The sequence below is a fragment of the Natrononativus sp. DTA114 genome (assembly GCF_059736515.1).
This window is the reverse complement of record NZ_JCASSN010000002.1, coordinates 93839-116268: the sequence shown is the minus strand read 5'-3', so window position 1 is coordinate 116268 and position 22430 is coordinate 93839. Positions and strand designations below refer to the sequence as shown.

The following is a 22430-nucleotide window of genomic DNA, read 5'->3' as shown; positions in this document are numbered from 1 at the left end:
GCAGTTCGGGGCCGGCGAGGTGAACGCTTTTCACCCAGCCGCCCGCTCGTGGAGGTATGAAAACGGCGGGCGGCTCCGAGGCGGCGAAGCGGCGGGCGGGCGAGCGCGCGGCCGAGGAAGTCACGGACGGGTCGGTCGTCGGGCTCGGCACCGGCTCGACGACGGCGTATGCGATCGAGGCGATCGCCGAGGCGGTCGCCGACGGTCTCGAGGTCCGGGGGATTCCGACCTCGTTTCAGTCCCGGCAGCTGGCGCTCGAGGCCGACATCCCGCTCACCGACCTCGACGCCGTCTCGGGTGTGGATCTGGCGATCGACGGGGCCGATCAGGTCGTCGACGGCGGTCCCCACGACGGCGCGCTGATCAAGGGCGGCGGGGCGGCCCACGCCCGCGAGAAACTGGTCGACGCGGCGGCCGACCGGTTCGTCGTCGTCGCCGATCCCTCGAAGCTCGTGGAGGCCCTCGACGGTGCGGTGCCCCTCGAGGTGCTCCCCGCGGCGCACACGGTCGTCGCGGAGCGGGTCCGCGAACTGGGCGGGGAGCCGACGCTTCGCGACGCAGAACGGAAGGACGGCCCGGTCGTCACCGACAACGGCAACCTGGTGCTCGACTGTGCGTTCGGCTCGATCGAGGACCCCGCGGCGCTGGGGGATCGGCTGTCGGCGCTGCCGGGCGTCCTCGAGCACGGGCTGTTCGTCGGAATGGCCGACGCGACCTACGTCGGAACCGACGACGGGGTCGACGTACTCGAGCACTGACGACGGCCTCGAGTGTCGCGTGGCGCGATCGTCGGGCGGGACGGGTCCTCGAATGGACACCTTTTCAATACCCCCTTCCCACCTCTCCGTACGAGAGCGATGCCCGAGACATCCGATCGGAAGGACGACCACATCCGCATCATCCAGGAAGAGGACGTCGAAACCTCCGGCGCCGGCTTCGGCGATATCGACCTCGTCCACGAGGCACTTCCCGAACTCCACCGCGACGAGATCGACACCTCGACGACGCTGTTCGGCCGCGAGCTTTCGGCCCCAATCGTCATCGAGAGCATGACCGGCGGGCATCCAAACACGACGAAGATCAACCGCTCGCTGGCCGAGGCGGCCCAGGAGACCGGGATCGCGATGGGCGTCGGCAGCCAGCGCGCGGGGCTCGAACTCGACGACGAGGACCTGCTCGAGTCCTACACCGTCGTCCGCGAGGTCGCCCCCGATGCACTGCTGTACGGCAACGTCGGCGCGGCGCAGTTGCTCGAGTACGACGTTTCCGACGTCGAGCGAGCCGTCGAGATGATCGACGCGGACGCGATGGCGATCCACCTCAACTTCCTCCAGGAGGCGGTCCAGCCGGAGGGCGACGTCGACGGGCGAGGCTGTCTCGACGAGATCGAGGCGGTCGCGTCCGATCTGTCCGTTCCGGTCGTCGTCAAAGAGACCGGCAACGGCATCTCCAGATCGACCGCGAAACGGCTCGCCGACGCGGGCGTCGACGCCATCGACACCGCCGGCCAGGGCGGAACGACCTGGTCGGGGATCGAATCGTACCGGGCCGCTGCGGTCGGCGCCACCCGTCAGGAGGGGATCGGCCAGCTGTTTCGTGCCTGGGGGGTCCCCACCGCGGTGAGCACGCTCGAGGCCGCGAGCGCCCACGACTGCGTCATCGCCAGCGGCGGCGTCCGCTCCGGCCTGGATATCGCAAAGGCGATCGCGCTGGGCGCGCGGGCCGGCGGGCTCGCCAAGCCGTTCCTCGCACCGGCGGGGCAGGGCACTGATGCGGTCGTCGATCTGATCGAGACGCTCGAACTCGAGTTACGGACCGCGATGTTCGTCACCGGCTCCGGATCGGTCGCGGAGCTTCAGGAGACCGAGTACGTGGTTCTCGGGCGGACCAAGGAGTACATAGCGCAGCGGGCGGCGGGGCTCGAGTAGACCGAGAATCTGTCCGTGCGTCCGGGAGGAACCGGTCAGCGACTCCCGCAGTGAGTGAGACGTTTATTCTCTCGGCGCGATGTACCGCCATGACCGGGTCGAACTCACGAACAGCTCTCCTCGAAAACCATCGCCTCTGGTCGCGACACGCCAACCCGTGGAGTGTCTGGACGCTCGTATTGACCTACCCGGCGTTGATCCTGGCGGTGTACCGCCGGGACCGTCTGCTCGCAGCCGGAGCACTTGCGTTCGCCATCGCGAACCCGCTCGTGTTTTCTCCGCCCCGCGACGACGAGGCCTGGGCGACGCGCGCCGTGCTGGGTGAGCGGGTGTGGATGGAACGGGGGCTGTTGGCGTCGAGGGAAACGGTATTCACGGCGGTCTGCGCTCCGGTCTACCTGTACACGATTCGGGCTGCGGTCGAGCGTCGACCTGTCCGGACGGCGATCGGAACGGGGCTTTCACTCGTCCTGATGATCCTCTTCTTCGGACGAATGGTTCGACTGTACGAGGACCACGAGAACCGCGAGTGAACTCGTCCGGTGAGAGCCGTCCGTCGACGGCAAACAGATCCCGACCCGGGTTCCCGAGAGTCACGTTTCCAACGACTGATAATCGCTCGCCGTGTACCCCCAGCCGATGGAACGGATCACGCTCGGGAACACCGTCTTCGAGGGGAAGAACAACGCCTACCTGTTCCACGGCGAGCGAACCGTGCTGGTCGACACCGGAGTCGCCGTCGACGAGACTCGCGAGCAACTCGAGACCGGTCTGGCGGCCTACGACACCGAATTCGCCGACCTCGACGCGATCGTTCTCACCCACTACCACGCCGACCACACGGGGCTGGCCGGCGAGATCCAGGCCGAAAGCGGGGCCGACGTCTACGCTCACGCGGCCGACGCACCGCTGATCGCGGGCGACGAGGCGGCCTGGGCGGCGATGGAAGACACTCAGCGGGAGCTGTTCGAGGCGTGGGGGATGCCCGACGACGCGCGGGAGGAATTGCTCGCCTTTTTCGCCGCGGGCGAGGAGGCGGGGATCTACGGCGAGGACGTCGACGTTACCACCTTCGAGGGCGACGACAGCCTCGAGTTCGGCGACCTGGAACTCGAGGTGCTTCACGCGCCGGGTCACACGGCGGGACTGTGCTGTTTCGTCCCGCGAGGTGACCCCGCGCCGGCGGACGGTACCGAGGTGCTCACCGGCGACGCTCTCCTGCCGAAGTACACGCCGAACGTCGGCGGGGCGGACGTCCGCGTCGACCGGCCGCTCGCGGACTACGTGAACACTCTCGAGCGCCTCGCCGATCGAGGGTTCGACCGGGCGTGGCCGGGTCACCGCGATCCGATCGACGAGCCGGCCGACAGGGCGCGATTCATCCTCGAGCACCACGAAGAGCGCGCCTACCGCGTGTTGTCGGCGCTCTCGGAGGGGCAGCCGGCAGACGCCTGGACGGTCAGCGCTCGCCTGTTCGGTGAACTCTCGGAGATCCACATCATCCACGGCCCCGGCGAGGCGTCCGCCCACCTCGAGCACCTCGTTGCGACCGGCGATGTCGAGCGAGCCGACGGCGGTTATCGTCTGGCCGAGGGAACCGCGGACGGACTCGCCGCCCGGAGCGACGACCAGTGGCCACTCTCGGGGAGATAGACTCGGTTACGTCACGGCACAGCCGCTGGCGTGGTGGTCGCAAAAAAACGTCGTTGAATCGGCCGGTTTACAGGTCGCGCGGCTGGACGGTCTTTCGGTCGTTCTCTTCTGCACGTCGTGCAGCGTCGTGGAGCAGCTCGGAGACTTCCTCGTCGAGTGCGTCGTAGAAGTCCGAGGCCACGTTCTTGTCATCGAGTGCTTCCTTCACGGCGGCTTTGACGATAAGGTCTGCCATACGATGTATCCGTTCCCCCTTCCCTCATATAAGTGTTCCGTTTAGAATCGGTGATACCGCCCCGTTGGGGTCCGAAACGCACGTTTCGACGGCACCGACCACCGGAAAGTATATGTTGTATGAACTACCGACACGTCTCGCGGACCGACTCTCCGCCGCGATGACGCTCGCACGCGCTGCCCGGGGGAGCGACGGATTCGAGTAGGTAGACCACCTGATCGGTACGCATGCGCGATATTCTCGAGGCCGTCGCCGCGGGCGACCTCTCGCCGACGGAGGCAGAGGCCGAACTCGCGGGGTACGTAACGGGCGACGCCGGGCGGTTCGACGCCGCCAGGGAGCGACGACGGGGCATTCCGGAGGCGATCCTCGCGGAGGGGAAATCACCGGCGGAGGTGACGGAACTCGCACGCGCCGCTCTCGAGGCGACCGATCGGGCGCTCCTCACTCGCGTCAGCGACGCCCAGCGCGAGGCGCTCGAGGACGATCTCGTCGAGCGGTTTCCCGACGCATCGCTCGACGTTCGGGGGGAGACGCTCGTCGTGCGGACGCCGGCGTCCGACACCCCATCGCTCTCGGCGACGGTGGGGCTCGTGACGGCTGGAACCGTCGACGGACCGGTTGCCGACGAGGCGCAGGTCGTCTGTGAGGACGCGGGCGCTGCCGTCGATCGCATCGACGACGTCGGCGTCGCCGCGCTGGACCGGATCCTCGATCAGGTCGACCGACTCCGCGATGCTGACGTGTTGATCGTCGTCGCCGGTCGCGAGGGAGCGCTTCCGACCGTGGTCGCCGGCCTGGTCGACACACCCGTCATCGGTGTTCCAGTTTCGAGCGGCTACGGATACGGTGGTAACGGAGAGGCGGCGCTCTCGGGATTGTTGCAGTCGTGTACGGTGTTGTCGGTGGTCAACATCGACGCCGGATTCGTCGCCGGCGCACAGGCGGTGTTGATCGCTCGCGCAATCGATACTGCGGTTGACTCCCCTCGAGACTCCGAATAGGGAAAAATATTGTTCCCATACCCAAAATCCTAACCGTGTTTGGGAAAGGGTATTTATCGTCTGGCCGAGTAGCATCGATTGCCGGCCGACGCCGGCGTGACCATGCCCGAGTGCAACCACTGCGGCGCGCACGTCTCCGAACGGTTCGCCCGAGTGTTCGCCGACGAGTACGGCGAAATCCACGCCTGTATAAGCTGTTCCGCAAACGCGGGAATCGCAGAAGTCGCCAGAGAACGCTCACGAACCGCGTGAAAGCCACCAAAACCCACTCGCCCCCACCACGTCACGAGACGCTTTTTGATCGACCCCTCCTATAGCCGGCGATGGCTGGGCATATCGTCTACGTTCTCGAGTGTGCCGACGGAACCCTGTACACCGGCTACACGACCGACCTCGAGCGACGCGTCACCGAACACGACCGGGGTGAGGGAGCGAAGTACACCCGCGGACGGACGCCCGTCGATGTGGTTCACCACGAACGGTACGAGTGCCGGTCAAAGGCCATGTCCCGGGAGTACGAGATCAAACAACTCACGCGCCGCCAGAAGGAGCGACTGATCGGGTTCGATTCCCAGTAACGGGACCTGCGGGCACGTGTTCGTTCTTTATCACTCGAGGTCGTAGGACTCTCGCCCCATGTCACCGTACAGCCCGGAACCGGGTTCCGAAGCCGAGCGCGAGGAATCGATCGAGAACCGACTGGCGCGACGGCCGCTCCTCGTCGGTGCAGCGCTCGCCGTCGGATCGTTCGTGGCCCCCTCGAGCGGGACTGCACAGGAGGACGATCCGAACGGAGAGCCGGCCGAGGACGAGGGTGCCGAAGACGAGACGAACGGCGAACAGACCGAGGACGAAGGAGCGGAAGACGGCGAGACCGAAACCGGTGACGTCGCCGAAGTCGCAGTCGTCGACTACGCCTACGAGCCCGGAACGGACAGCCCGCTCACGATCACTCCCGGCACGACCGTCCACTGGGTCTGGGAGACCGACAACCACAACATCTCCGTCGACAGCGTACCGGAGGAGGCTGAGTGGGAAGGACACGAGCCGATCGAGAACACGGGTTTCGAGTACGAACACACATTCGATGTCGAAGGTGAGTACGAGTACCACTGCACGCCGCACATCGGGCTGGGAATGGTCGGTTCGATCGTCGTCGGGGAGAACGGTGAGGGGGGCGGCGCCGGACCAGCCGTACTCGTCCCGGACGCCGCGACGACGCTGATCGTCGCGACGGTCGCCTCGCTGGTCGCGGTTCTAGGGCTGTCGTACGTGTTTCTCAAGTACGGTGGATTTTCCGAGTAACCGTCCCGTCAGTCGTCGGCCTCGGCCGTCCGCGGCGAGGTGACCTCGGGATCTATGTAGGCGTACTCGACGAGCATACGGCCGAGTTTCTCGACACGCTCCTGGAGTTTCTCCTCGAGGAAGGCGCGGTCGTCGGGGGCGTCGGGATCGGCCTCGAACCGGCTCGAGGCGTTGCGGATGCCGACCTGGTGGGGAAGCACCCAGCCGTGAACGCCCCGCACCGTGATCCGGAGGTGATCGAGCGTCGAGCCGTAGCTGCCGCCGCCCGCGGTCGCGAGCAGGCCGACGGTCGTGTCCTCGTACTCGTCCCAGCCGCAGTAGTCGTGGAAGTTCTTCAGCGCGCCGGAGTACGAGCCGTGGTACACCGGCGTCCCCAGAACGATCGAGTCGGCCTCGCGGGCGATCGCCATTACCTCCTCGCCGTCGCCCTGGTCGTCGACGTCCGGATCGTAGACGGGAAGATCGTACTCGCCGAGGTCGAGTAACTCCGTTTCGGCGCCGGCTTCCTCCGCGGCGCGGAGGACGTATTTGAGTGCGGTTCGCGTGTAGCTCTCGTCGCGGAGACTGCCGCAGACGGCAACCACGAAGGGGGGGCCACTCATTACACGTACTATCAGAGCAGGTGGTAAAACGCCGTCGGAATTCCCCCTGCATCGATTCTGAGCCGACGAGCCCGCGGGCGGGTCCGGGCCATCACCCGGTCCCCGCGGACGTCTCCGGCCGTCTCGGATTTCGAGGGGCTACTCGGTTTCGTCCTCGCCGCCGGGTTTCGCCTCGAGCGGCCCGTTGCTCTCGTCCGGCACACTCGCGTCGCTCAGCGTGGCGGAATCCTCCGGCACGGTCGAGTCGCCGGACCCCGAGTTCGCCGCCGTTCCGGTCAGCCGGGATCCGGGACGGAACCGCCGGTTCGCGCCGTACAGCAGCGCGACCGGCCCGCCGAGCGCCAGCAGGTATGGTGCCGCGTACGCCGCCGCGACGACGGTCGCGCGCGTGAGCGTCACGACGCCGCCGATCGAGGCGAGAAACGCCGAAACGACGCTCGTCTCGTACCAGCTCGCCGCCGACGATTTCGTCGCCGGCGGCGGCGACTCCTCCAGACTCACCGTCACCGTCGAGTACGCCACCCGATCGGTGAGCGACTCCCGCTCGGCCTCGAGCCGTTCGATCTCCTCCTGGACCTCGCTCAGCCGTTCCTCGACGGCCAGCACCGCCTCGGTCTCGTCGGCGTCCTCGTACAGCCCTCTGAGTCGCTCGCGCTGTTGCTCTGCGTTCTCGAGTCTCGCCTCGAGGTCGACCAGCTGGTCGGTAACGTCCTCGGTTTCCGTCTCGGCGTTCGTCACCGTCCCCTCGGCTTCGGCGGTCGCGTAAAACGACTCGAACTCGTCGGCGGGAACGCGGAACGTCACCGTCCCGGTTCGCCACGTTTCGTTCCCCCGCTCGTGGGTCCGTTCGTCGGCGTCGCTGACGTAGCCGCCGGCCGCGTTCGCCGCTCCGGTGAGGTTCGCACGGGTAGTTTCGAACGAGTCGACGGTCACCGAAAGCGACGCCGTCCTGATCAACTGGCGGTCGTCGACGTCGACCGCCGCCCTCGCCGCCCCGTCTTCGCCGCGGTCGGCGCCAGCCTCACTGTCCGCCGTCTCGGCACCGTTCCCCCGGTCCTCGATCGAGCCCTCGTCGCCCGAATCGCCGCCGAGACAGCCGGCCGTGACTGCGAGTACGATGACGACCGCGACGAGAATCACCCTCCGTGACATGATTTGAAACTGTCGCAATATACTATAACGTTCGGGGTAACTCAAACGGACGTTTCACCCGGCCGACGACCGCCCGACCGCACGCAGCGGGCGTCGCTTTTTTCGCCCCCCGCAATGAGGGGGAGGTATGGAGACGATTTCGTTCGGAACCGACGGCTGGCGGGCGACACTCGAGGAGTTTACGACCCCCCGCGTCCGCGTCGTCGGACAGGCGGTCGCCTCGTACCTCCGGGACGAGGGCTTCGAGGCGCCGGTCGCCGTCGGCTACGACGCCCGCGAAACCTCTCGCGGCTTCGCAGAAGAACTCAGCCGCGTGCTGTGTGCAAACGGCTTCGACGTCCTGCTTTCCTCGCGGGACCGGCCGACGCCGCTCTACGCCCACGCGATCGTCGAACGCGGCCTCTCCGGCGCGATGGTCGTCACGGCCTCGCACAACCCGCCGGAGTACAACGGCGTGAAGTTCATCCCCGAGGACGGCGCGCCCGCCCTGCCCGAGGTGATGGACGGCGTCGCTGACCGTCTGGCCGAACCCGAGGCGCTCCCCGAGAACGAACACGGAACGGTTCGCGAGGTCGACTTCGTCACCCCACACGCCGAGCACTGCCTGGATCTGCTCGAGTCGTACGCCACAGATACCGATCTCGAGGGACTTACGGTCGCCTACGACGCGATGCACGGCAGCGGGCGGGGGACGACGGACGCGCTGCTCGAGGAGATCGGCGTCGCGGTCGACTGCCTGCGCTGCGAGCGCGACCCCGAGTTCGGCGGGTCGGCACCCGAACCCGCCCCCGAAAACCTCGAGACGCTCGTGGAGGCGGTCACCGATGCCGAAACGGCCCCAACCCTGGGGATCGCCAACGACGGCGACGCCGACCGGATCGCGGTCGTCACGCCCGAGCGGGGCTACCTCGACGAGAACCTCTTTTTCGCCGCGCTGTACGACTACCTGCTCGAGACCGAGAGCGGTTCCGTCGTGCGGTCGGTGTCGACGACGTACCTGATGGACCGGGTCGCCGACGCCCACGGCGAGGCCGTCCACGAGGTCCCCGTCGGCTTCAAGTGGATCGCGAAGGCGATGGCCGACCACGACGCGCTGGTCGGCGGCGAAGAGTCGGGCGGTTTCACGGTCCGCGGCCACGTCCGCGAGAAGGACGGCGTCCTCCTGGCGCTGTTCGCCGCGGCGATGGAGGTCGAGGAGTCGCTCGATGATCGGGTCGACCGCCTGCTCGAGACCCACGGCACCGTCGCCCAGAACAAGCGCAGCGTCGCCTGTCCCGACCACGAGAAGGCGCGCGTGCTGGCCGACCTCGAGTCCGAGATTCCCGAGGCGGTCGCCGACACGCCGGTCGAGGACGTCAACACCGCCGACGGGTTCAAACTGCTGCTCGAGGACGGCTCCTGGCTGCTCGTCCGGCCGAGCGGCACCGAACCGAAGATGCGGGTGTACGCCGAGGCGACCGACCAGGGGCGCGTCGAGGAACTGCTCGACGCCGGGGAGGCGCTGGTCGAGCGGTTCGTCTGATCGCGGTCGCTCGCTCACAACGCTGCCGGACGGGTTGCGCTCTCCGGGCGGGTCCTTACCAGCGTCGGCGCCGTCCGTTAGACCATGACGGACGATGGCGACCCGGCGCGGATGGAACTCGAACCCGACGCGTGGCACCAGAACGACGAGGGGAACTACTACATCGACTGCCCGGAGTGCGGCTCGGCGGCGACGCTGATGAACGTCGTCGAACACGGCCGCTGTAACGGCTACCTCGACCAACAGAAGGACGAAACCGAGGTCGACGAGACCGCGATGGACTGCGGCGCACGACTCTCGCTCGAACTCGTCTACGATTCGGATACGGCGTAACGGACTCGAGCGAGTTCTCGGCGTCCTTCCGCTGTCGAGTCTCGAGCTTCGAGCGATCGCTCCCGCCGGCCGAGTCGGGCCGGTTCTCGAGTCCTTCTATTAAGGAAGAGTTATCTGTGTGTATTGGACACTGTCCATTATGCAAAGCATGCTTGCTAATCTGTCCGCACATCCGGACAGCAAACGCGGAGCAATCCGCGAGACGAACGAACAGCGGATGATCGCATGAGCGACCTCCCGTCGAACATCCTCCAGCAGAAACGGGCCGGCTACGTCATGCTGGTCGGGGCCGTGCTGACACTTGCCGTCTCCATCGGCACGGTTCAGTACTACGACCTCCCGCCGATCAGCTACCTCGGTGCGCTCGTCCCGATGGGAATCCTCGGCTTTGTCGGCTACCGGTTGATCGCCGCGAGCCGCGAGCGAAAGGCGCTCCACGACGAGCGAACCGCCGAACTGTACGGCAAGGTCGGGATCAACTCGTTCTGGTGGCTGATGTCCATCATACTCGTCGATTCGACGTTCGGTGTCTTTCCGGAGGAAGGTGCGAGCATGCTGTACATCTTCAGCGGACTCGGCTTCTACGCCCTCTACTTCGTCTACTACCGCTACCTCGAGTAACACATGAAAAACGATCTCAAGGTGTACCGGGCCAAACACGACCTCACTCAGGAGGAGCTCGCCAGAGCCGTCGGCGTCACCCGCCAGACGATTACTTCACTCGAGACGGGCCGCTACGATCCGTCGCTCGAGCTCGCGTTCGATCTCGCCGAGTATTTCGACTGCTCGGTCGAGGACCTCTTCTACCGCGAGTAGTTACTGGCCCGCCGAGAGCCGCGTCCCGAGCCGATCGGGGAGTCCGACCGACTCGATCTTCGCCTGCACCGCCTCGATATCGTACGCCACTCGATGCGTCTCGGCGGTCATCGCGTCCAGATCGACGACCGCGTACGCCGCCCGCGGATCTCGATCCCGCGGCTGGCCCACGCTACCGGGGTTGACGACGATTCCCTCCGCGTAGCGCTCGACGTGCTGGACGTGGGTGTGTCCGAGGACGAGCACGTCCTCCTCGCCGAGCAGCCGCGGGGAGAAGTCCTCCGGGTAGGTGTAGCGGTCCGGGTCGTCGGGGTGGCCGTGGACCAGCTTCAGCCGCCCGTCGAACAGCACCTCCTCGGGCGGTAGCGAGGCCAGCCACTCCCGCTGGTCGTCGGTCAACCGCTCGCGGGTGTACTCGATCCCGGCGCGGGCCATCCCGTTGAACCCGAACGCGGTCTCCGCGAGCGCCGCGGCGTCGTGGTTGCCCCGCACCGTCGGCACCCCCCTCTCGCGGAGTTCGTCGATGCAGTCGCCCGGCCAGGGGTTGTAGCCGACCACGTCGCCCGCACAGGCGAGCGCGTCGATCGGCGGCATATCCTCGAGGACGGCCTCGAGGGCGACCCGGTTGCCGTGGATGTCGGAGACGAGCCCAACGCGCATGCCTCGAGGTGAGGTTGCCAGCCGCTTGTAGGTTGGCGCTCCCGTACCGCCAGCTGTACCTCGTTCACGGCTTTCGGCTCCGGGATGCCGAGAATCGTCACGCAGTTACAGCAGACCGTATCAGTCGCCGTTCTCGATCGCCGTCTCGAAGCTGTCCTCGGTCCGGGAGACGCCGGCCGCGCAGACGGCGTGTTCGAACTCGAGGCCGTACGCCTCTTTTGCGGCCTCATCGGCGCTCTCAGCCGCGAACTCGAACGCCTTCGGGGCGTCCTTCTCGTAGGTGGCGATCAGCGTCGGTTTCTCGACGCGCTCGACTCGCAGGGCGTCCCGCCGGACGGTGCCGATCAGCGCCGCGCCGCTCTCGTCGATGGTCGCCGCGATCCGGGGGGTGTCGTAGTCGTCCTTCTCGTAGTCCAGTGCGAGCAGGCTCAGCGCGAGGGCGTCCCGGGCGGGGTACCCGGACTCGAGCTTTTCGGCGATCGGATCGACGTGCGACCCGTTGCCGAAGGCGACCGTCTCGCCATCCGGCGTCTCGACGACCCGCAGGCAGTTGTAGGCGACGTAGGGGTTGTCCGTCTCGGGGGCGTCCGCCGTGGGACCGACGGTGAGCGCACCCTCGCGGGCGACGATTTTTCTGTTCGGGAAGGATCTCGAGGAGACGCGGTAGGCGCCGATACTGGGGCCGACGACGAGGAATCGTCCGACGTACATACCCGCAGGTGTGCGGGTTGCGGGAAAAGGAGTGTCGGTTCCGACTCGAGTGGCTGCGTCCACGGTCCGGATGTTTATTCGGGATGGCGCGGCCAACGGCGGCATGACGACGGAAGAGGCGTGTCTCGAGGCGCTGCTTGCGGCCGCCGAGTGGCTGGGAGAGTCGCCGACGAAAGCGCAGTACGAGGAGCTGGGGCTGACGCCGGCGTCGGGAACGATCATGCGCGTCGTGGGTGGATGGAACGAGGCGAAAGAGGCCGCTGGACTGGAGACGTTCGATCGGTCTCGGACCGGCGGGATCGACGTCCAGCCGAAGCCGGAGTGGGTCGAGATCCCGCCGGACGTCACGTGGGAGGACCTCACGAGCCAGCAGCGCTGGTACTACAAGAACCGTGAGGAACGTATCGAGCGAAAGAATCGACGACGATCGAAACTCCGCCGATGGCTGTACTCGGTCAAAGACCGGGAGTGTCGATGCGCCCGCTGCGGGGAGGATCGGCCGCCGTGTCTCGATTTCCATCACACCGGAGAGAAAGAAGTTGACGTCTCCGATATGATCAACGACGGCTACTCGAGAACGAGCATTCGGGAGGAAATCGAACGATGTACCGTTCTCTGTGCGAACTGTCATCGACTCGAACATCACGCTCCGCCCGGTTCACTGTCGGCCGAACCCGACAATCATAAATAGGCCTGTTTCCAAACCAACGATGCAGCAGTCCCCTGGGGTAGCGGCCAATCCTGAAGCCTTCTGGGGGCTTCGACACAGGTTCGAATCCTGTGGGGACTACTTCTCGCGGTTCGACTCGAGCCACCTCCCAGCCACACCTCTCGGTTTCCACCCGAAACGAAGGGGTTTCGAACGCCACAATCGCTCACCAGAACGCATATCATTTGGGCGACCCTACGGACGGCAAATGAATCGACGGACGGTGCTCACCGCGGCCGGGGCGGCTGCGTTCGGCTGTCTCGCCGGCTGTCTCGCGGACGAACCCGAGAGCGGCGACGGCTACGCCGAAGAGAGCGACGACGTGCCCGAGGAACGATCGATCGACACCAGCGGCTACGAAACCGAACCGTTCGGCGACAACGAGGTTCCGCTGGCGCCGATAGACGACGTGCTCTACTGGTACAAACGTCAGGAGGCGCGAATGGTCGACACTCGAGGCGAAGAGCAGTTCGACGACAGCCACATCACGGGCGCGGCGCTGAGCACGGCGCCGACCGGCGTCGAAGACGACCCTGTCGCGGAGTGGTCGAAATCCGACCGCATCGTCACCTACTGCGACTGTCCGCACTCGCTTGCGGGGATGCGCGCGAGCGCTCTCATCGACGAGGGCTTCGAGGAGGTGTACGCCCTCGATGAGGGGTTCATCGAGTGGCGCGAGCGAAACTACCCGACCGACGGGATCAACGCCTCGATGGATCTCCCGGCGTACGCCCTCGAGGGGGTTTCGAGTGCGGCTCACGCTGGCGAGTTCGTCTGGGTTTCGGATACGGCGGCGGACCAGCACGAAATCGGCCGAATCGCCGAGGACGGCAGCTACGAGATGACCCTGCACTTCCGCGGGCTCGATGAGGACTCGCTGCTCTCGGTTGAGGCGCCCGACTACGAACTCGAGGCGACGCTCGCGGAACTCACCAGCGGTCAGATCACGGGCTGAGTTCAGTCGCTGCCGGCCCCCTCGATGGTGTCGTACGCCCCTGCCCGCTCGAGGTCGCCCCGCTTTCGCAGCACGGTCGGGGTTCGACAGATACCCGGCGCGCCCGTTACCTGGGGAACCGTACAGTTGTTACAGCTCTCACAGAGCACCCGCTCGGTTTCGCGGACCGGGTCGTCCTCCTCCGCCTCGAGCAGCCGCGCGCCCAGCCGGGGTTCGGCGTAGAACGGTCGGGCCATGCCGACCATGTCGCAGGCGGCGGGCTCGGTCCCACCCCCCAGAAGCCGATCCATCTCGCCGCGCTCGCGGATTCCGCCCTCCGCGAGCACGGGGATCGAAACCTCGTCCCGTACCCGCCGACAGAACGCCTCGTTCCAGGCGGGATCGGTATTGTACTGCAGGGACTGCACCCAGTTCGCCGCTGTGACCAGCCGCCGGCGGGCGGGACCGCCGAACGCCGCGTCGTACTCCTCTCGCAACGCCTCGTTCGCCCACGCCCGCTTCGGATACTTCCCGCGGACGATGCTCATGTCCCACGTGACCGAGGTCTGGACGGGAACGACGGCGTCGTAGCCGATCTTCTCGAGTCTGCGCGCGATCTCGACCCCATCGCGAAGCGACAGCTTCCGGCGGACGACCGGCGCGGGTGGGGCGGGCGTCTCCGCGGGCACCTTCGTTATCACCGGAATCTCGCCCGCCCGGTCGCGAATTTCGTGGTAGACGACCTCGAGAAAGTCCAGTCGCGCTTCGGGGGAGCCGCCGAACTCGTCCTCGCGGCGGTTGTAAAACGGCGAGAGGAACTGCTGGACGATGCCCATGTTCGCCCCCGCGAGGTGGATCCCGTCGTAGCCGGCGTCGGCAGCGTACGCCGCCGAGCGGCCGAAATCGGCGGCCAGTTCGTACACCTCGTCGGTGGTGAGCACGCGCGGTTCGTAGTCGAGAAATCCCAGCTGATCCAGTAGGCGAAGCTGCCAGGGCGGCTCGGAGACCGCGAGCTGTTCGAGGCCCGGATTCCGCTCTCGAAACTCGGCGTGCCAGGTCTCCATGCTGCGCAGGCCGCCGTGTTCGAGCTGGACGAAGATCCGACTCCCGTGGTCGTGAACCCGGTCGGTGAGCCGGGAGAGCTGCGAGACGAACTCCGGATCGTCGACGCGAGTCATCCCTGGCGCGGCACACCCCCCATCGCCGCGAACGATCGTTGCGCCCTGACAGAGCAGTCCGACGCCCGATTCGGCGGCCGGCTCGAGGTCGTCGATCAGCGTGTCGACGGCGTCGGGACCGTTGCCGGCGCACTCGAGCAGCGGTGCGCGATAGAGGCGGTTCGGGACCGTCACGGAGCCGATCTCGAGCGGGTCCTCGAGGGTAGTCATGGGTCACGATTCGGCCGCCGACACAAAGAACGCGCGGTCGGCTGGACCGGCTCACTCGAAGACGGGGACGTAGTGGTACTCGTAGGGCGCCACGTCAGCGAGCGACTCGAGTGCCGTCCCCGACGCCGACCTCCCGTAACAGCGTCCGCGGCTCCGGAAAGTGGTTCGCCCACCAGTCCCAGTCGGGCTGGCCGGTGTTCTCGAAGCTCACTTCTCCACCTCGAGCAGCGCCACCCGTTCACAGACCAATTCCTCGAGGCTCGCGTCGGTTGCCGCGCGCTCGGCGTCGGTGATCCCGAAAAAGGCGCACAGGATTTCCTCGTCCGGCTCCTCGAGCGCATCGATGCGCTCGCCGACCGCCTCGAGGGCCTCGAGGTCCGTAACTGCACCCGCCTCGTCGCCGCCGTCGACCAGCACCACCGCATCGGTTTCTCCCTCGCTCACGCCCATCTCGAGGGCGCGGTCGATCTGTCGGCGTCCGGCGGCGTACAGCAGGATCTCGACGGCCCGGTCGCGGGCGACGTTCTCGCCGCGCTCGAGTGACCGGTCCGCTAACTCGACCGCGCGCTCGAGGTGGCGCTCGCCGGCGACGTAGCGGGCGTCGAACGCCTGAATCGCCGCGTCGTACTCGTCGCCGATCTCGCCCAGTGCGCTCACGAACGCGTCGATGTCACCGACGACGAGGCGACACTCGAGCAGCTCCATCAGAAGTCACCCAGGCTGGCCTGGCTGTCGTCCGGCTCCTGGTCGTCGCTCGCCTCCGTCTCGGCTCCGGACGGACTCGAGCCGTCCACGTCGGTTTCGGCACCGTCGAGATCCGCCCGCGGCTCGACACCCTCCATCGAGGGGTCCTCTCTCCCGGCGTTCTCGAGGATGTTTTCGGCCGTCTTCTCCCCCCGCAGGGCCGCCAGGACGACGCTCTTGTCCGCCTCTCGGAGGTCCGCGGGCGTCTCGAGACCCACTGCGTACAGCTGACGGGCGCGTTTTCGGCCGACGCCACGAATCGAAACCAGCTCGAGCAGCTCCTCGCGCACTCCGTGTTCGACGCGGGCGCGGGCTTCCCGCACCGCGACGGTCCACTCGCTGTCGATCTCCGCGGCGAGCGATTCGGCCGCACCCAGCAGCCACTCGGCGGTGTCGACTTTCCCGCGAAGGTCGCCGGGACCGATCTTGTAGCGGTCGGTGAGCCGCTCCTCGTCGTGCTCGTCGGCCCAGTCCTCGAGCAGCGTGCCGGTCTTCAGCGCTGCCAGCCAGTCCTCGAAGCGCTCGTCCTCGAACTCGCTGGGGGCGTCGCCGAGCAGCTCGGCCTCGCGCTCGTAGTAGAGTTCGCCGAATTTCTCGTCCTCGCCCGACCGGAGGTAGAGCTCGTACATATCGGGGGTCCGCGAGAGGAGCTGGTAGAGCCCCAGCGCGGTGGGGCGTTCGTCGGCACTCTCGAGGCCGTGGACGATTTCCGCCGCGCTCATCGGATCGAGGTAGAGCCGGGAGACGGTGTGGCCGAGACTGGTCGCCCGGAGCTCTTCGGCGTCTCGAGCGGCGGCCTGCTCGGCGAGATCGGCGGCGGATGTGAAGCCGCCTGCTTCCTCGACGGGGTCGTCCGCGCTGCCCACGGGTCGTTCCTCCCCGTTCGCAGCGGCCGAGGCGCGTGGCGCCTCGCGCTCGATAAAGTCGTTCGCCTCGAGATACGTGAGCACGTCGTCGGTCACCGTCTCGAGCCGCCCCGCCTCGGCCGACTGGCTCGCGTAGAGCGTTTCGGCCATGAACTCGAGCAATCCCCCTCGAGTGCGGGCGAACCCCGAGGCGATGGTCGCCAGCACGTGGGTTCGCAGGGCGGGTTCTGCGGCGAGTTTCGACCGGACGGGCTCGGGGTCAGCCCAGATGTACCGGTCGAAGAGCTCCTGGCTCTCGTCGTGGTTCTTCGCGAGCAGGACGGCCTCGCCGTAGGGGTCGAGCCCCGGCCGGCCGGCCCGCCCCATCATCTGGTGGACCTCGAGCACCGACAGGGGGGCCATCCCGCCCGCGGTCGAATCGAAACGCCGCCAGTCGCGGACGACGACCCGCCGCGCGGGGGTGTTGACGCCGGCGGCCAGGGTTGGCGTCGCCGAGATCACCTTCAGCAGCCGCTCCCTGAAGGCATCCTCGACGATACTCCGGTGTTCGGCGGCCAGCCCGGCGTGGTGGAACGCGCCGCCGCGCTCGACGCAGGCCGCCAGATCCTCGCTCGTCTCGGTGTCGCTCACTTTCCGGATCTCCTCGGCGAGGGCGGCGAGCTCCTCGCGTTCCTCGTCGGTTAGCTCGGCGCTCGAGACGCCGCTCAACCGCCGTGCTGCGGCCTCGGCGTTCCGCCTCGAGTTGACGAACACCAGCGAGGAGCCGCCCTCCTCGAGAATGTCCCGAACCAGCGCGGCCTCCTGATTTTCGGAGCCCTCGACGGGCACCTCTCTAGTACTCCCGTCGTCGAAGTTGAGCGCGTTGCCGTAGTGGACGCCCATCTGGAGGTCGATCGGCCGCCAGTCGGTGTCCAGCAGTTCGGCGTCGAGCCAGTCTGCGATTTCGCCGGCGTTGCCGACGGTTGCGGAGAGGGCCACGACCTGCAGGCCGGGTGTGAGTTTACGAAGTTTTGCGAGGGTCACCTCGAGGGTCGGTCCCCGGCCCCGGTCGTCGATCAGGTGGACCTCGTCGGCGACGACGCAGGTGAGATCCGAGAGCCAGTCGGCGCCGTTTCGCACGAGCGAGTCGACCTTCTCGCTCGTGGCGACGATGATGTCCTTCGTGGCGAGCCACTCGCTGGTGGACTCGTAGTTGCCGGTCGCGATGCCGGTCGTGACGCCGAAGGACTCGTAGGCGTCGAACTCGGCCTTCTTCTCGCTCGCAAGAGCTCGAAGGGGAACGATATACAGTGCCTTCCCGCCGCGTTCGACCGCCGACAGCATCGAGAGGGCGGCGATCATCGTCTTTCCGCTCGCGGTGGGAACGGCGGCGACGAGGTTCTCGCCCTCGAGGATCCCCGACTCCACCGCCTCGGCCTGCGGCGGATACAGCTCCTCGATCCCCTCCTCGCGAAAGTGCGCAGTGGCCCCGGCTGGGAGCCCCGAAAGCCCCTCGACGTTCATTACCCGTGATTGGGTCGTCCGGCGGTTTAAACTGTCGTCTCCCCGGTCGTAGACCCCCGTCCCGGTTTCTAGGGTCTGTACGTCGAGCGCGGCGACAGACCCTTGCGGCTGACTCTCGTACGATCCGTATGGCTGGTCCGAACCACGTTCTCGTACCCACGCTCGGCAAACCGGGCGACCGCGAGGCGCTCGAGTACGCACTCGAGCGGTTTCCCGACGCCGAGGTGACCGTGCTCTCGGTCGTTACGCCGCTGGACGAGCCGATGAGCGAGGGCGGCATCCTCGACCGCGGCGAGGAACGCAGGGGGCAGGCCGACTCGCGGACCACGGCGCTCCTCGAGTCGGTCAGCGCGGCGTCGGCAGAAATCGAGACGAGGGTGCTCGAGGGAAAGCCGGGAACGGTCGTCCCGCGGTACGCGAGCAAACACGGGGTCGATCGGGTCGTGCTGGCCGGGCCCGAAGCATCGGGGCTCGTCCGTCGGCTGCTCGGCCGCGGCGTCGCGGCGACGGTTCGCAGCCGAACGCCCGTACCCGTCGACATAGTGGATTCGTGAGCACACCCCCGTTAGGCTCCGATAACCGTCGCGAACAGCCGGTAGAGCACGAACCCGACGACGATCGAGGAGACGAGGGTGAGCAGCCAGAAGACGATCGTGACGCCGATCTTTCGCCGCGAGACGCCCGCCGAGCCGGCGGCGAGGCCGCCGCCGATCACCCCCGAGAGGATGATGTTGTTGAACGATATCGGGATGCCAAGCGCGATGGCTAGCTGAGCGATGACGAAGCCGGGAACCAGCGCGGCGATCGACCGGCGAACGCCGAGCTGGGCGTACTCCCGCGAGGTCGCCTGGAGCAGCCGCGGCGCTCCCATCCACGCCCCCGCGAGGATGCCGACGGCACCGATTCCGAGCAGGAGGATCGTCGGCAGGCCGAGGGTTCCCCGGAACAGGTTCTCGAGGGGGCCGGTCGCGAGACCGACCTGGCTCCCGCCGGAGGAGAAGGCGACGATCCCGCCGAGGACGAGCAGGAAACTCCGGATCCCGCGCTCGACGGAGTCGACCATCTGCCGTCGAACCCAGACGAACCCCAGGGCAGCGACCGCGAGCGTGACGACGACCATCCCGACGTCGACCGAGCCGACGAGGGCGGGACCGCTCGGAAGCTGACTCGAGAGAAATCGAGCGAGCGTCCCCTGGGCCGCGTCGGGATCGGGGATCACGCCGAGGCGGACGTTCGCCAGGATCGCGCCGACGACGCCGGCGAGGATCGGCACGCCGACGGTTTCGGGGACGTCGTCGCGCCGGAGCAGCGTCGCGGTCGCGAAGGCGAGGCCGCCGGACATGAACGGGACAAGCAGCCAGAAGGTGCCGAGTCGCCGGTAGGTGGCGATCGCCGGGTCGCCGCCCAGCGAGAGGCCGACGCCGACCATCGCGCCGGTGGTCGCGAACGCCGCCGGGATCGGGTAGCGGGTGTAGACGCCGATTCCCATGAACGTCGCCGCAGTGAGCAGTCCCGCCGTCGCCGCGAGCGCGTCGATCCGGACGCCACGGATGAGATCCGCGCCGACGGTTTCCGAGATCGCCCCGCCCTGCATGATCGCTCCGGCGGCCGCGAGCAGGCCGATCAGGAACGCCGCCTGCATCGTCGAGATTGCGTTGGCGCCGATCGCGGGGGCGAAGGGTGGCGAGTTGCTGTTTGCACCGAGGACCCAGGCCATCGACAGACAGGTGAGTACGGCGACGCCGATCAGCACCACGAACGACGGGGCGACCATTCTGTCCTCCGTCGTACGCGCCCACGTCGCAAAAGGGTTCGTCAGGATCGCCGCCGCCCAACGGCCGCGAGCTCCCGCCCCGTCACTTCTCGAGGACCGCCACGTACGTACTCCCGCTGGCGTCCACGTCACCCACCTTCCACGGGGTTTCGATCGCCGCTTCGGCCAGTCGGTCGGGACCGAATAGCAGGAACTGGAGGGGTCGCCCTACCTCTCGAGTCCCCACCTCCGACGGCTCGTACTCGACGTGGAAACACCGGTGGGCGATTCCCTCGCGGGGGTCGGGCCGGTAGCCGAACATGTCCGAATCGACCGCAGCCGGATCGTAGTTGTGGACCACCGCGATCCCCTCGTCGTCGGTCACGCGGGCGAACGACGAGAGCAGCTCTCGAACACCCGCGAGCGACCGCGCGAGTCCGATCTGGGTGCCGAGGACGTAGAGACTGTGGAACCGATTCGATTCGAACGAGAGGTCGAACATGTCCATCACGCAGGCGTCCTCGAGCCCTCGCTCTCGAGCCGCTTTCACGGCGTTCGGGCTGACGTCGATTCCCGTTACCTCGAGTCCGCGATCCTGAAACCACAGCGCGTGCTGGCCCGCCCCGCAGCCGACGTCGAGCAGCGGGCCGCCGTGATCGGCGAGGCGCTCGAGGAGAGCGAGCGTCCCGTCGCCCCATTCCGACGGCGGTTCGAAGTAGTAGTCGGCCACGTGGCCGTCACGCGTGTGTTCGCCGTCGCGGTAGACGGCCGAGCCGAGGTCGCCGCGCTGGTAGTCGAGCATCGCCCGTCCGAGCGGGTCGGCCTTGGACTGCTGGCCCGTCATGGTCGGATCGACGGCCGTCCGCATGATAAAAGATGGTTGAAATATGGTTCCGTGTAGCACGTGTCACACCACGGCTCCGTCAAGGATTTAGGCGGAAGGGCCGAACCTCCGCCTATGAGAGTCGAGTTCGACGAGGATACCTGCATCGGGATGTACCAGTGTGTCGCCGAGTGGGAGGCATTCAGCAAGGACAAGGCGGCCGGGAAAGCCGTGCTCGAGGGGAGTGAAGAGGTCGAAGACGGCATTTTCTCCCGCGAGGTGCCCGAGGACGCCGAACTCGACGCGAAGTTCGCCGCCCGGACCTGTCCCGTCGACGCGATCCGAATCTACGACGACGACGGCGAGCAGCTGATTCCCTGACTCGAGAGAGTATGGGTGTTCGCACACCGTGTGAAACGTGATCGGTTGTCCCGAGAGAGTTAGTGTCGCCGTCGGCACACGTTGCGTATGGGATTTCGAGAGTCGTTGGCCGAGTTCGGGGAGTTTCTCGACGGCGAGGAGATGACGGGTCGGGAGGCGGCAATCGTCATCGCCGCCTGGATGGGCTTTACCGCGGCCTTCGGAGCGATCGTGTATTTTGTCGTGTTCGTGATGCTGGGCTACTGAGTATCCGTGCACATCCTTGCGGTGCAGAACTGGTGTGTGACCCACGAGCAGGTGGCGTGTTCTCGAGATCGGGATACGAGAGTAGCCGCGACTGCGACTTCCTCGAGACGAAAACCGTTTCAGCGGGCGTTCGACTACGAAATCTTCTCGTACTGTTCTTCTAACTTTTCGGCGGCCTCACCGAGCTGGTCGCGCTCGTACTCCGAGAGCTCCCAGTCGACGATCTCTTCGACGCCCTCCGAACCCAGCCGGACGGGGACGCCGAAGGCGGTGTTCTCGTGGCTGTACTCGCCCTCGAGTGTGACGCTCGCCGGAAGAACCTCGCCCGTATCTCGGAGCACCGCCTCGGTCATGTGGGCGACGCCGGTCGCCGGCCCCCACTCGGTGGCGCCTTTCTTCTCGATGACGTTCATCGCCGAGGTCTTGAGCTCCTCGAGAATTTCGTCTTTCTCTGAATCGGTGAACTCGAGGTCCTGGCCGTTCACTCGCACCTTCGAGAAGACGGGGACCTGCGCGTCGCCGTGTTCGCCGAGAATGGTCGCCTCGACGTTGCCGACGGGGACGTCGTAGCGCTGGGAGATGACGTACCGGAATCGGGCGGAGTCGAGTCGGCCGCCGAAGCCGATTACTTTCTCGCGGGCGCGGTCGCCGGTTTCGTACAGGTGGCGATTCAGGAGGTCGACCGGGTTGGAGGTCGTGATCGTCACGTAGTCGTCGTTGTGCTCGGCGATCGAGGAGCCGATGTCCTCCATGATGGGCGCGTTGTCGCCCGCGAGGTCGATGCGGGTCTGGCCGGGCTGGCGCGGGATGCCGGCCGTGATGACGACGACGTCGGAGCCGGCGGTGTCCTCGTAGTCGCCCTGGCGGACCACCGTGTTCGAGTCGTAGGCGACGCCGTGGTTGACGTCGGCAGCCTGTCCGATCGTGTCGTCTTCCTTGTCCGGGATGTCCACGAAGACGAGTTCGTCCGCGATCCCCCGCAGTGCGATGTTGTAGCCCGCCGCGGCTCCGACCGTTCCAGCCGCGCCGACCACGCTCACTTTCGTCATACCACGTACTTCTCCACCTGCCCGGGCGTTAAATCCGTCGAAACGCGTAACTTCGACCGAATTGCCGAACGCCAATTCGTCACCTGTCGAACCTCGAGCGGGTTCGGTGACCG

27 protein-coding genes and 1 pseudogene are annotated in these 22430 nt (G+C 66.9%); 17 read left to right on the top strand and 11 right to left on the bottom strand.

What is annotated here, in order from left to right:
- Positions 1-56 precede the first annotated feature (56 nt).
- From rpiA to AC6I6S_RS08530, 4 genes are all read left to right on the top strand, one after another.
- On the top strand, positions 57-758 hold the full coding sequence (gene rpiA / locus AC6I6S_RS08545) for a ribose-5-phosphate isomerase RpiA (RefSeq protein ID WP_497949481.1): 702 nt from the start codon (positions 57-59) through the stop codon (positions 756-758).
- A 99-nt stretch (positions 759-857) separates the two neighbouring features.
- The gene (fni, locus tag AC6I6S_RS08540; protein ID WP_497949479.1) at positions 858-1928 is read left to right on the top strand and encodes a type 2 isopentenyl-diphosphate Delta-isomerase; all 1071 of its coding nucleotides are present in this window, start codon (positions 858-860) and stop codon (positions 1926-1928) included.
- Positions 1929-2017: 89 nt separating this feature from the next.
- On the top strand, positions 2018-2461 hold the full coding sequence (locus AC6I6S_RS08535) for a DUF6653 family protein (protein ID WP_497949478.1): 444 nt from the start codon (positions 2018-2020) through the stop codon (positions 2459-2461).
- Between the two features lie 106 nt (positions 2462-2567).
- Positions 2568-3581 carry an MBL fold metallo-hydrolase gene (locus AC6I6S_RS08530; protein ID WP_497949477.1) on the top strand — a complete coding sequence of 338 codons (1014 nt, stop codon included), beginning with the start codon at positions 2568-2570 and terminating at the stop codon, positions 3579-3581.
- A 67-nt stretch (positions 3582-3648) separates the two neighbouring features.
- Here AC6I6S_RS08530 and AC6I6S_RS08525 read toward each other — a convergent pair whose 3' ends face one another.
- On the bottom strand, positions 3649-3816 hold the full coding sequence (locus tag AC6I6S_RS08525) for a DUF1931 family protein (protein ID WP_497949476.1): 168 nt from the start codon (positions 3814-3816) through the stop codon (positions 3649-3651).
- Between the two features lie 227 nt (positions 3817-4043).
- On the opposite strand from AC6I6S_RS08525, the gene larB reads away from it, so the two are divergent.
- The 4 genes from larB (at position 4044) to AC6I6S_RS08505 (ending at position 6125) form a co-directional block, all read left to right on the top strand.
- Positions 4044-4820, top strand: coding sequence for a nickel pincer cofactor biosynthesis protein LarB (larB, locus tag AC6I6S_RS08520; protein WP_497949475.1), 777 nt, complete (start codon positions 4044-4046; stop codon positions 4818-4820).
- Positions 4821-4922: 102 nt separating this feature from the next.
- Positions 4923-5072, top strand: coding sequence for a DUF7563 family protein (locus AC6I6S_RS08515; protein WP_497949795.1), 150 nt, complete (start codon positions 4923-4925; stop codon positions 5070-5072).
- A gap of 71 nt (positions 5073-5143) precedes the next feature.
- Positions 5144-5398, top strand: coding sequence for a GIY-YIG nuclease family protein (locus AC6I6S_RS08510; RefSeq protein WP_497949473.1), 255 nt, complete (start codon positions 5144-5146; stop codon positions 5396-5398).
- Between the two features lie 58 nt (positions 5399-5456).
- Positions 5457-6125 (top strand): cupredoxin domain-containing protein, encoded by a 669-nt coding sequence (locus AC6I6S_RS08505; protein WP_497949472.1) that lies wholly within the window; start codon positions 5457-5459, stop codon positions 6123-6125.
- A gap of 8 nt (positions 6126-6133) precedes the next feature.
- On the opposite strand, the gene AC6I6S_RS08500 is transcribed toward AC6I6S_RS08505, so the two are convergent.
- Complete coding sequence (locus tag AC6I6S_RS08500; protein WP_497949471.1) at positions 6134-6727, bottom strand: NADPH-dependent FMN reductase; 594 nt, start codon at positions 6725-6727, stop codon at positions 6134-6136.
- Positions 6728-6865: 138 nt separating this feature from the next.
- A complete protein-coding gene (locus tag AC6I6S_RS08495; protein ID WP_497949470.1) occupies positions 6866-7879 on the bottom strand; it encodes a DUF4349 domain-containing protein in 1014 nt (337 codons plus the stop codon).
- A gap of 127 nt (positions 7880-8006) precedes the next feature.
- Here AC6I6S_RS08495 and AC6I6S_RS08490 point away from each other — a divergent pair, with 127 nt between their 5' ends.
- The 4 genes and pseudogenes from AC6I6S_RS08490 (at position 8007) to AC6I6S_RS08475 (ending at position 10550) form a co-directional block, all read left to right on the top strand.
- Positions 8007-9401, top strand: coding sequence for a phosphoglucomutase/phosphomannomutase family protein (locus AC6I6S_RS08490; RefSeq protein ID WP_497949468.1), 1395 nt, complete (start codon positions 8007-8009; stop codon positions 9399-9401).
- 84 nt (positions 9402-9485) lie between these two features.
- A pseudogene (locus AC6I6S_RS08485) lies at positions 9486-9725 on the top strand (hypothetical protein); the annotation flags it as partial.
- Between the two features lie 234 nt (positions 9726-9959).
- Positions 9960-10355 carry a hypothetical protein gene (locus AC6I6S_RS08480; RefSeq protein ID WP_497949467.1) on the top strand — a complete coding sequence of 132 codons (396 nt, stop codon included), beginning with the start codon at positions 9960-9962 and terminating at the stop codon, positions 10353-10355.
- Positions 10356-10358: 3 nt separating this feature from the next.
- Positions 10359-10550, top strand: coding sequence for a helix-turn-helix transcriptional regulator (locus AC6I6S_RS08475; protein ID WP_497949466.1), 192 nt, complete (start codon positions 10359-10361; stop codon positions 10548-10550).
- Here the strand turns inward: AC6I6S_RS08475 and AC6I6S_RS08470 are convergent, their stop codons facing one another.
- Together AC6I6S_RS08470 and AC6I6S_RS08465 are read right to left on the bottom strand one after the other, a co-directional pair.
- Positions 10551-11210 (bottom strand): metallophosphoesterase family protein, encoded by a 660-nt coding sequence (locus tag AC6I6S_RS08470; RefSeq protein ID WP_497949464.1) that lies wholly within the window; start codon positions 11208-11210, stop codon positions 10551-10553. It abuts the gene before it with no gap.
- A gap of 120 nt (positions 11211-11330) precedes the next feature.
- The gene (locus AC6I6S_RS08465) at positions 11331-11921 is read right to left on the bottom strand and encodes an IMP cyclohydrolase (protein WP_497949463.1); all 591 of its coding nucleotides are present in this window, start codon (positions 11919-11921) and stop codon (positions 11331-11333) included.
- A 103-nt stretch (positions 11922-12024) separates the two neighbouring features.
- Here AC6I6S_RS08465 and AC6I6S_RS08460 point away from each other — a divergent pair, with 103 nt between their 5' ends.
- Together AC6I6S_RS08460 and AC6I6S_RS08455 are read left to right on the top strand one after the other, a co-directional pair.
- A complete protein-coding gene (locus AC6I6S_RS08460; RefSeq protein WP_497949461.1) occupies positions 12025-12612 on the top strand; it encodes a homing endonuclease associated repeat-containing protein in 588 nt (195 codons plus the stop codon).
- Between the two features lie 226 nt (positions 12613-12838).
- Positions 12839-13585 carry a rhodanese-like domain-containing protein gene (locus AC6I6S_RS08455; RefSeq protein ID WP_497949459.1) on the top strand — a complete coding sequence of 249 codons (747 nt, stop codon included), beginning with the start codon at positions 12839-12841 and terminating at the stop codon, positions 13583-13585.
- Positions 13586-13587: 2 nt separating this feature from the next.
- Here AC6I6S_RS08455 and AC6I6S_RS08450 read toward each other — a convergent pair whose 3' ends face one another.
- The 3 genes from AC6I6S_RS08450 to AC6I6S_RS08440 form a co-directional block, all read right to left on the bottom strand.
- The gene (locus AC6I6S_RS08450) at positions 13588-14952 is read right to left on the bottom strand and encodes an oxidoreductase (protein ID WP_497949457.1); all 1365 of its coding nucleotides are present in this window, start codon (positions 14950-14952) and stop codon (positions 13588-13590) included.
- A gap of 207 nt (positions 14953-15159) precedes the next feature.
- Positions 15160-15657: a KEOPS complex subunit Cgi121 gene (cgi121, locus tag AC6I6S_RS08445; RefSeq protein ID WP_497949456.1), complete on the bottom strand. Its 498-nt coding sequence runs from the start codon at positions 15655-15657 to the stop codon at positions 15160-15162.
- On the bottom strand, positions 15657-18065 hold the full coding sequence (locus tag AC6I6S_RS08440; protein ID WP_497949454.1) for an ATP-dependent DNA helicase: 2409 nt from the start codon (positions 18063-18065) through the stop codon (positions 15657-15659). Before AC6I6S_RS08440 ends, cgi121 begins: the two co-directional genes overlap by 1 nt.
- Positions 18066-18193: 128 nt before the next feature.
- Between AC6I6S_RS08440 and AC6I6S_RS08435 the strand changes: the two genes are divergently transcribed.
- Complete coding sequence (locus AC6I6S_RS08435; protein ID WP_497949453.1) at positions 18194-18619, top strand: universal stress protein; 426 nt, start codon at positions 18194-18196, stop codon at positions 18617-18619.
- Between the two features lie 11 nt (positions 18620-18630).
- Here AC6I6S_RS08435 and AC6I6S_RS08430 read toward each other — a convergent pair whose 3' ends face one another.
- Positions 18631-19839, bottom strand: a complete 1209-nt coding sequence (locus AC6I6S_RS08430; RefSeq protein WP_497949452.1) for an inorganic phosphate transporter — start codon at positions 19837-19839, stop codon at positions 18631-18633.
- Positions 19840-19921: 82 nt separating this feature from the next.
- Positions 19922-20662 (bottom strand): class I SAM-dependent methyltransferase, encoded by a 741-nt coding sequence (locus tag AC6I6S_RS08425; protein ID WP_497949451.1) that lies wholly within the window; start codon positions 20660-20662, stop codon positions 19922-19924.
- Between the two features lie 114 nt (positions 20663-20776).
- Here AC6I6S_RS08425 and AC6I6S_RS08420 point away from each other — a divergent pair, with 114 nt between their 5' ends.
- On the top strand, positions 20777-21022 hold the full coding sequence (locus AC6I6S_RS08420) for a ferredoxin (protein ID WP_497949449.1): 246 nt from the start codon (positions 20777-20779) through the stop codon (positions 21020-21022).
- An 87-nt stretch (positions 21023-21109) separates the two neighbouring features.
- Positions 21110-21268 (top strand): hypothetical protein, encoded by a 159-nt coding sequence (locus AC6I6S_RS08415; RefSeq protein WP_497949448.1) that lies wholly within the window; start codon positions 21110-21112, stop codon positions 21266-21268.
- 134 nt (positions 21269-21402) lie between these two features.
- On the opposite strand, the gene mdh is transcribed toward AC6I6S_RS08415, so the two are convergent.
- Positions 21403-22317 carry a malate dehydrogenase gene (gene mdh / locus AC6I6S_RS08410; RefSeq protein ID WP_497949447.1) on the bottom strand — a complete coding sequence of 305 codons (915 nt, stop codon included), beginning with the start codon at positions 22315-22317 and terminating at the stop codon, positions 21403-21405.
- Positions 22318-22430 lie beyond the last annotated feature (113 nt).

Bases quoted from the DNA above. Each gene is read 5' to 3' on its own strand.
- rpiA (WP_497949481.1), top strand. From the start codon at position 57: ATGAAAACGGCGGGCGGCTCCGAGGCGGCGAAGCGGCGGGCGGGCGAG.
- fni (WP_497949479.1), top strand. From the start codon at position 858: ATGCCCGAGACATCCGATCGGAAGGACGACCACATCCGCATCATCCAG.
- AC6I6S_RS08535 (WP_497949478.1), top strand. From the start codon at position 2,018: ATGACCGGGTCGAACTCACGAACAGCTCTCCTCGAAAACCATCGCCTC.
- AC6I6S_RS08530 (WP_497949477.1), top strand. From the start codon at position 2,568: ATGGAACGGATCACGCTCGGGAACACCGTCTTCGAGGGGAAGAACAAC.
- AC6I6S_RS08525 (WP_497949476.1), bottom strand. From the start codon at position 3,816: ATGGCAGACCTTATCGTCAAAGCCGCCGTGAAGGAAGCACTCGATGAC.
- larB (WP_497949475.1), top strand. From the start codon at position 4,044: ATGCGCGATATTCTCGAGGCCGTCGCCGCGGGCGACCTCTCGCCGACG.
- AC6I6S_RS08515 (WP_497949795.1), top strand. From the start codon at position 4,923: ATGCCCGAGTGCAACCACTGCGGCGCGCACGTCTCCGAACGGTTCGCC.
- AC6I6S_RS08510 (WP_497949473.1), top strand. From the start codon at position 5,144: ATGGCTGGGCATATCGTCTACGTTCTCGAGTGTGCCGACGGAACCCTG.
- AC6I6S_RS08505 (WP_497949472.1), top strand. From the start codon at position 5,457: ATGTCACCGTACAGCCCGGAACCGGGTTCCGAAGCCGAGCGCGAGGAA.
- AC6I6S_RS08500 (WP_497949471.1), bottom strand. From the start codon at position 6,727: ATGAGTGGCCCCCCCTTCGTGGTTGCCGTCTGCGGCAGTCTCCGCGAC.
- AC6I6S_RS08495 (WP_497949470.1), bottom strand. From the start codon at position 7,879: ATGTCACGGAGGGTGATTCTCGTCGCGGTCGTCATCGTACTCGCAGTC.
- AC6I6S_RS08490 (WP_497949468.1), top strand. From the start codon at position 8,007: ATGGAGACGATTTCGTTCGGAACCGACGGCTGGCGGGCGACACTCGAG.
- AC6I6S_RS08480 (WP_497949467.1), top strand. From the start codon at position 9,960: ATGAGCGACCTCCCGTCGAACATCCTCCAGCAGAAACGGGCCGGCTAC.
- AC6I6S_RS08475 (WP_497949466.1), top strand. From the start codon at position 10,359: ATGAAAAACGATCTCAAGGTGTACCGGGCCAAACACGACCTCACTCAG.
- AC6I6S_RS08470 (WP_497949464.1), bottom strand. From the start codon at position 11,210: ATGCGCGTTGGGCTCGTCTCCGACATCCACGGCAACCGGGTCGCCCTC.
- AC6I6S_RS08465 (WP_497949463.1), bottom strand. From the start codon at position 11,921: ATGTACGTCGGACGATTCCTCGTCGTCGGCCCCAGTATCGGCGCCTAC.
- AC6I6S_RS08460 (WP_497949461.1), top strand. From the start codon at position 12,025: ATGACGACGGAAGAGGCGTGTCTCGAGGCGCTGCTTGCGGCCGCCGAG.
- AC6I6S_RS08455 (WP_497949459.1), top strand. From the start codon at position 12,839: ATGAATCGACGGACGGTGCTCACCGCGGCCGGGGCGGCTGCGTTCGGC.
- AC6I6S_RS08450 (WP_497949457.1), bottom strand. From the start codon at position 14,952: ATGACTACCCTCGAGGACCCGCTCGAGATCGGCTCCGTGACGGTCCCG.
- cgi121 (WP_497949456.1), bottom strand. From the start codon at position 15,657: ATGGAGCTGCTCGAGTGTCGCCTCGTCGTCGGTGACATCGACGCGTTC.
- AC6I6S_RS08440 (WP_497949454.1), bottom strand. From the start codon at position 18,065: ATGAACGTCGAGGGGCTTTCGGGGCTCCCAGCCGGGGCCACTGCGCAC.
- AC6I6S_RS08435 (WP_497949453.1), top strand. From the start codon at position 18,194: ATGGCTGGTCCGAACCACGTTCTCGTACCCACGCTCGGCAAACCGGGC.
- AC6I6S_RS08430 (WP_497949452.1), bottom strand. From the start codon at position 19,839: ATGGTCGCCCCGTCGTTCGTGGTGCTGATCGGCGTCGCCGTACTCACC.
- AC6I6S_RS08425 (WP_497949451.1), bottom strand. From the start codon at position 20,662: ATGACGGGCCAGCAGTCCAAGGCCGACCCGCTCGGACGGGCGATGCTC.
- AC6I6S_RS08420 (WP_497949449.1), top strand. From the start codon at position 20,777: ATGAGAGTCGAGTTCGACGAGGATACCTGCATCGGGATGTACCAGTGT.
- AC6I6S_RS08415 (WP_497949448.1), top strand. From the start codon at position 21,110: ATGGGATTTCGAGAGTCGTTGGCCGAGTTCGGGGAGTTTCTCGACGGC.
- mdh (WP_497949447.1), bottom strand. From the start codon at position 22,317: ATGACGAAAGTGAGCGTGGTCGGCGCGGCTGGAACGGTCGGAGCCGCG.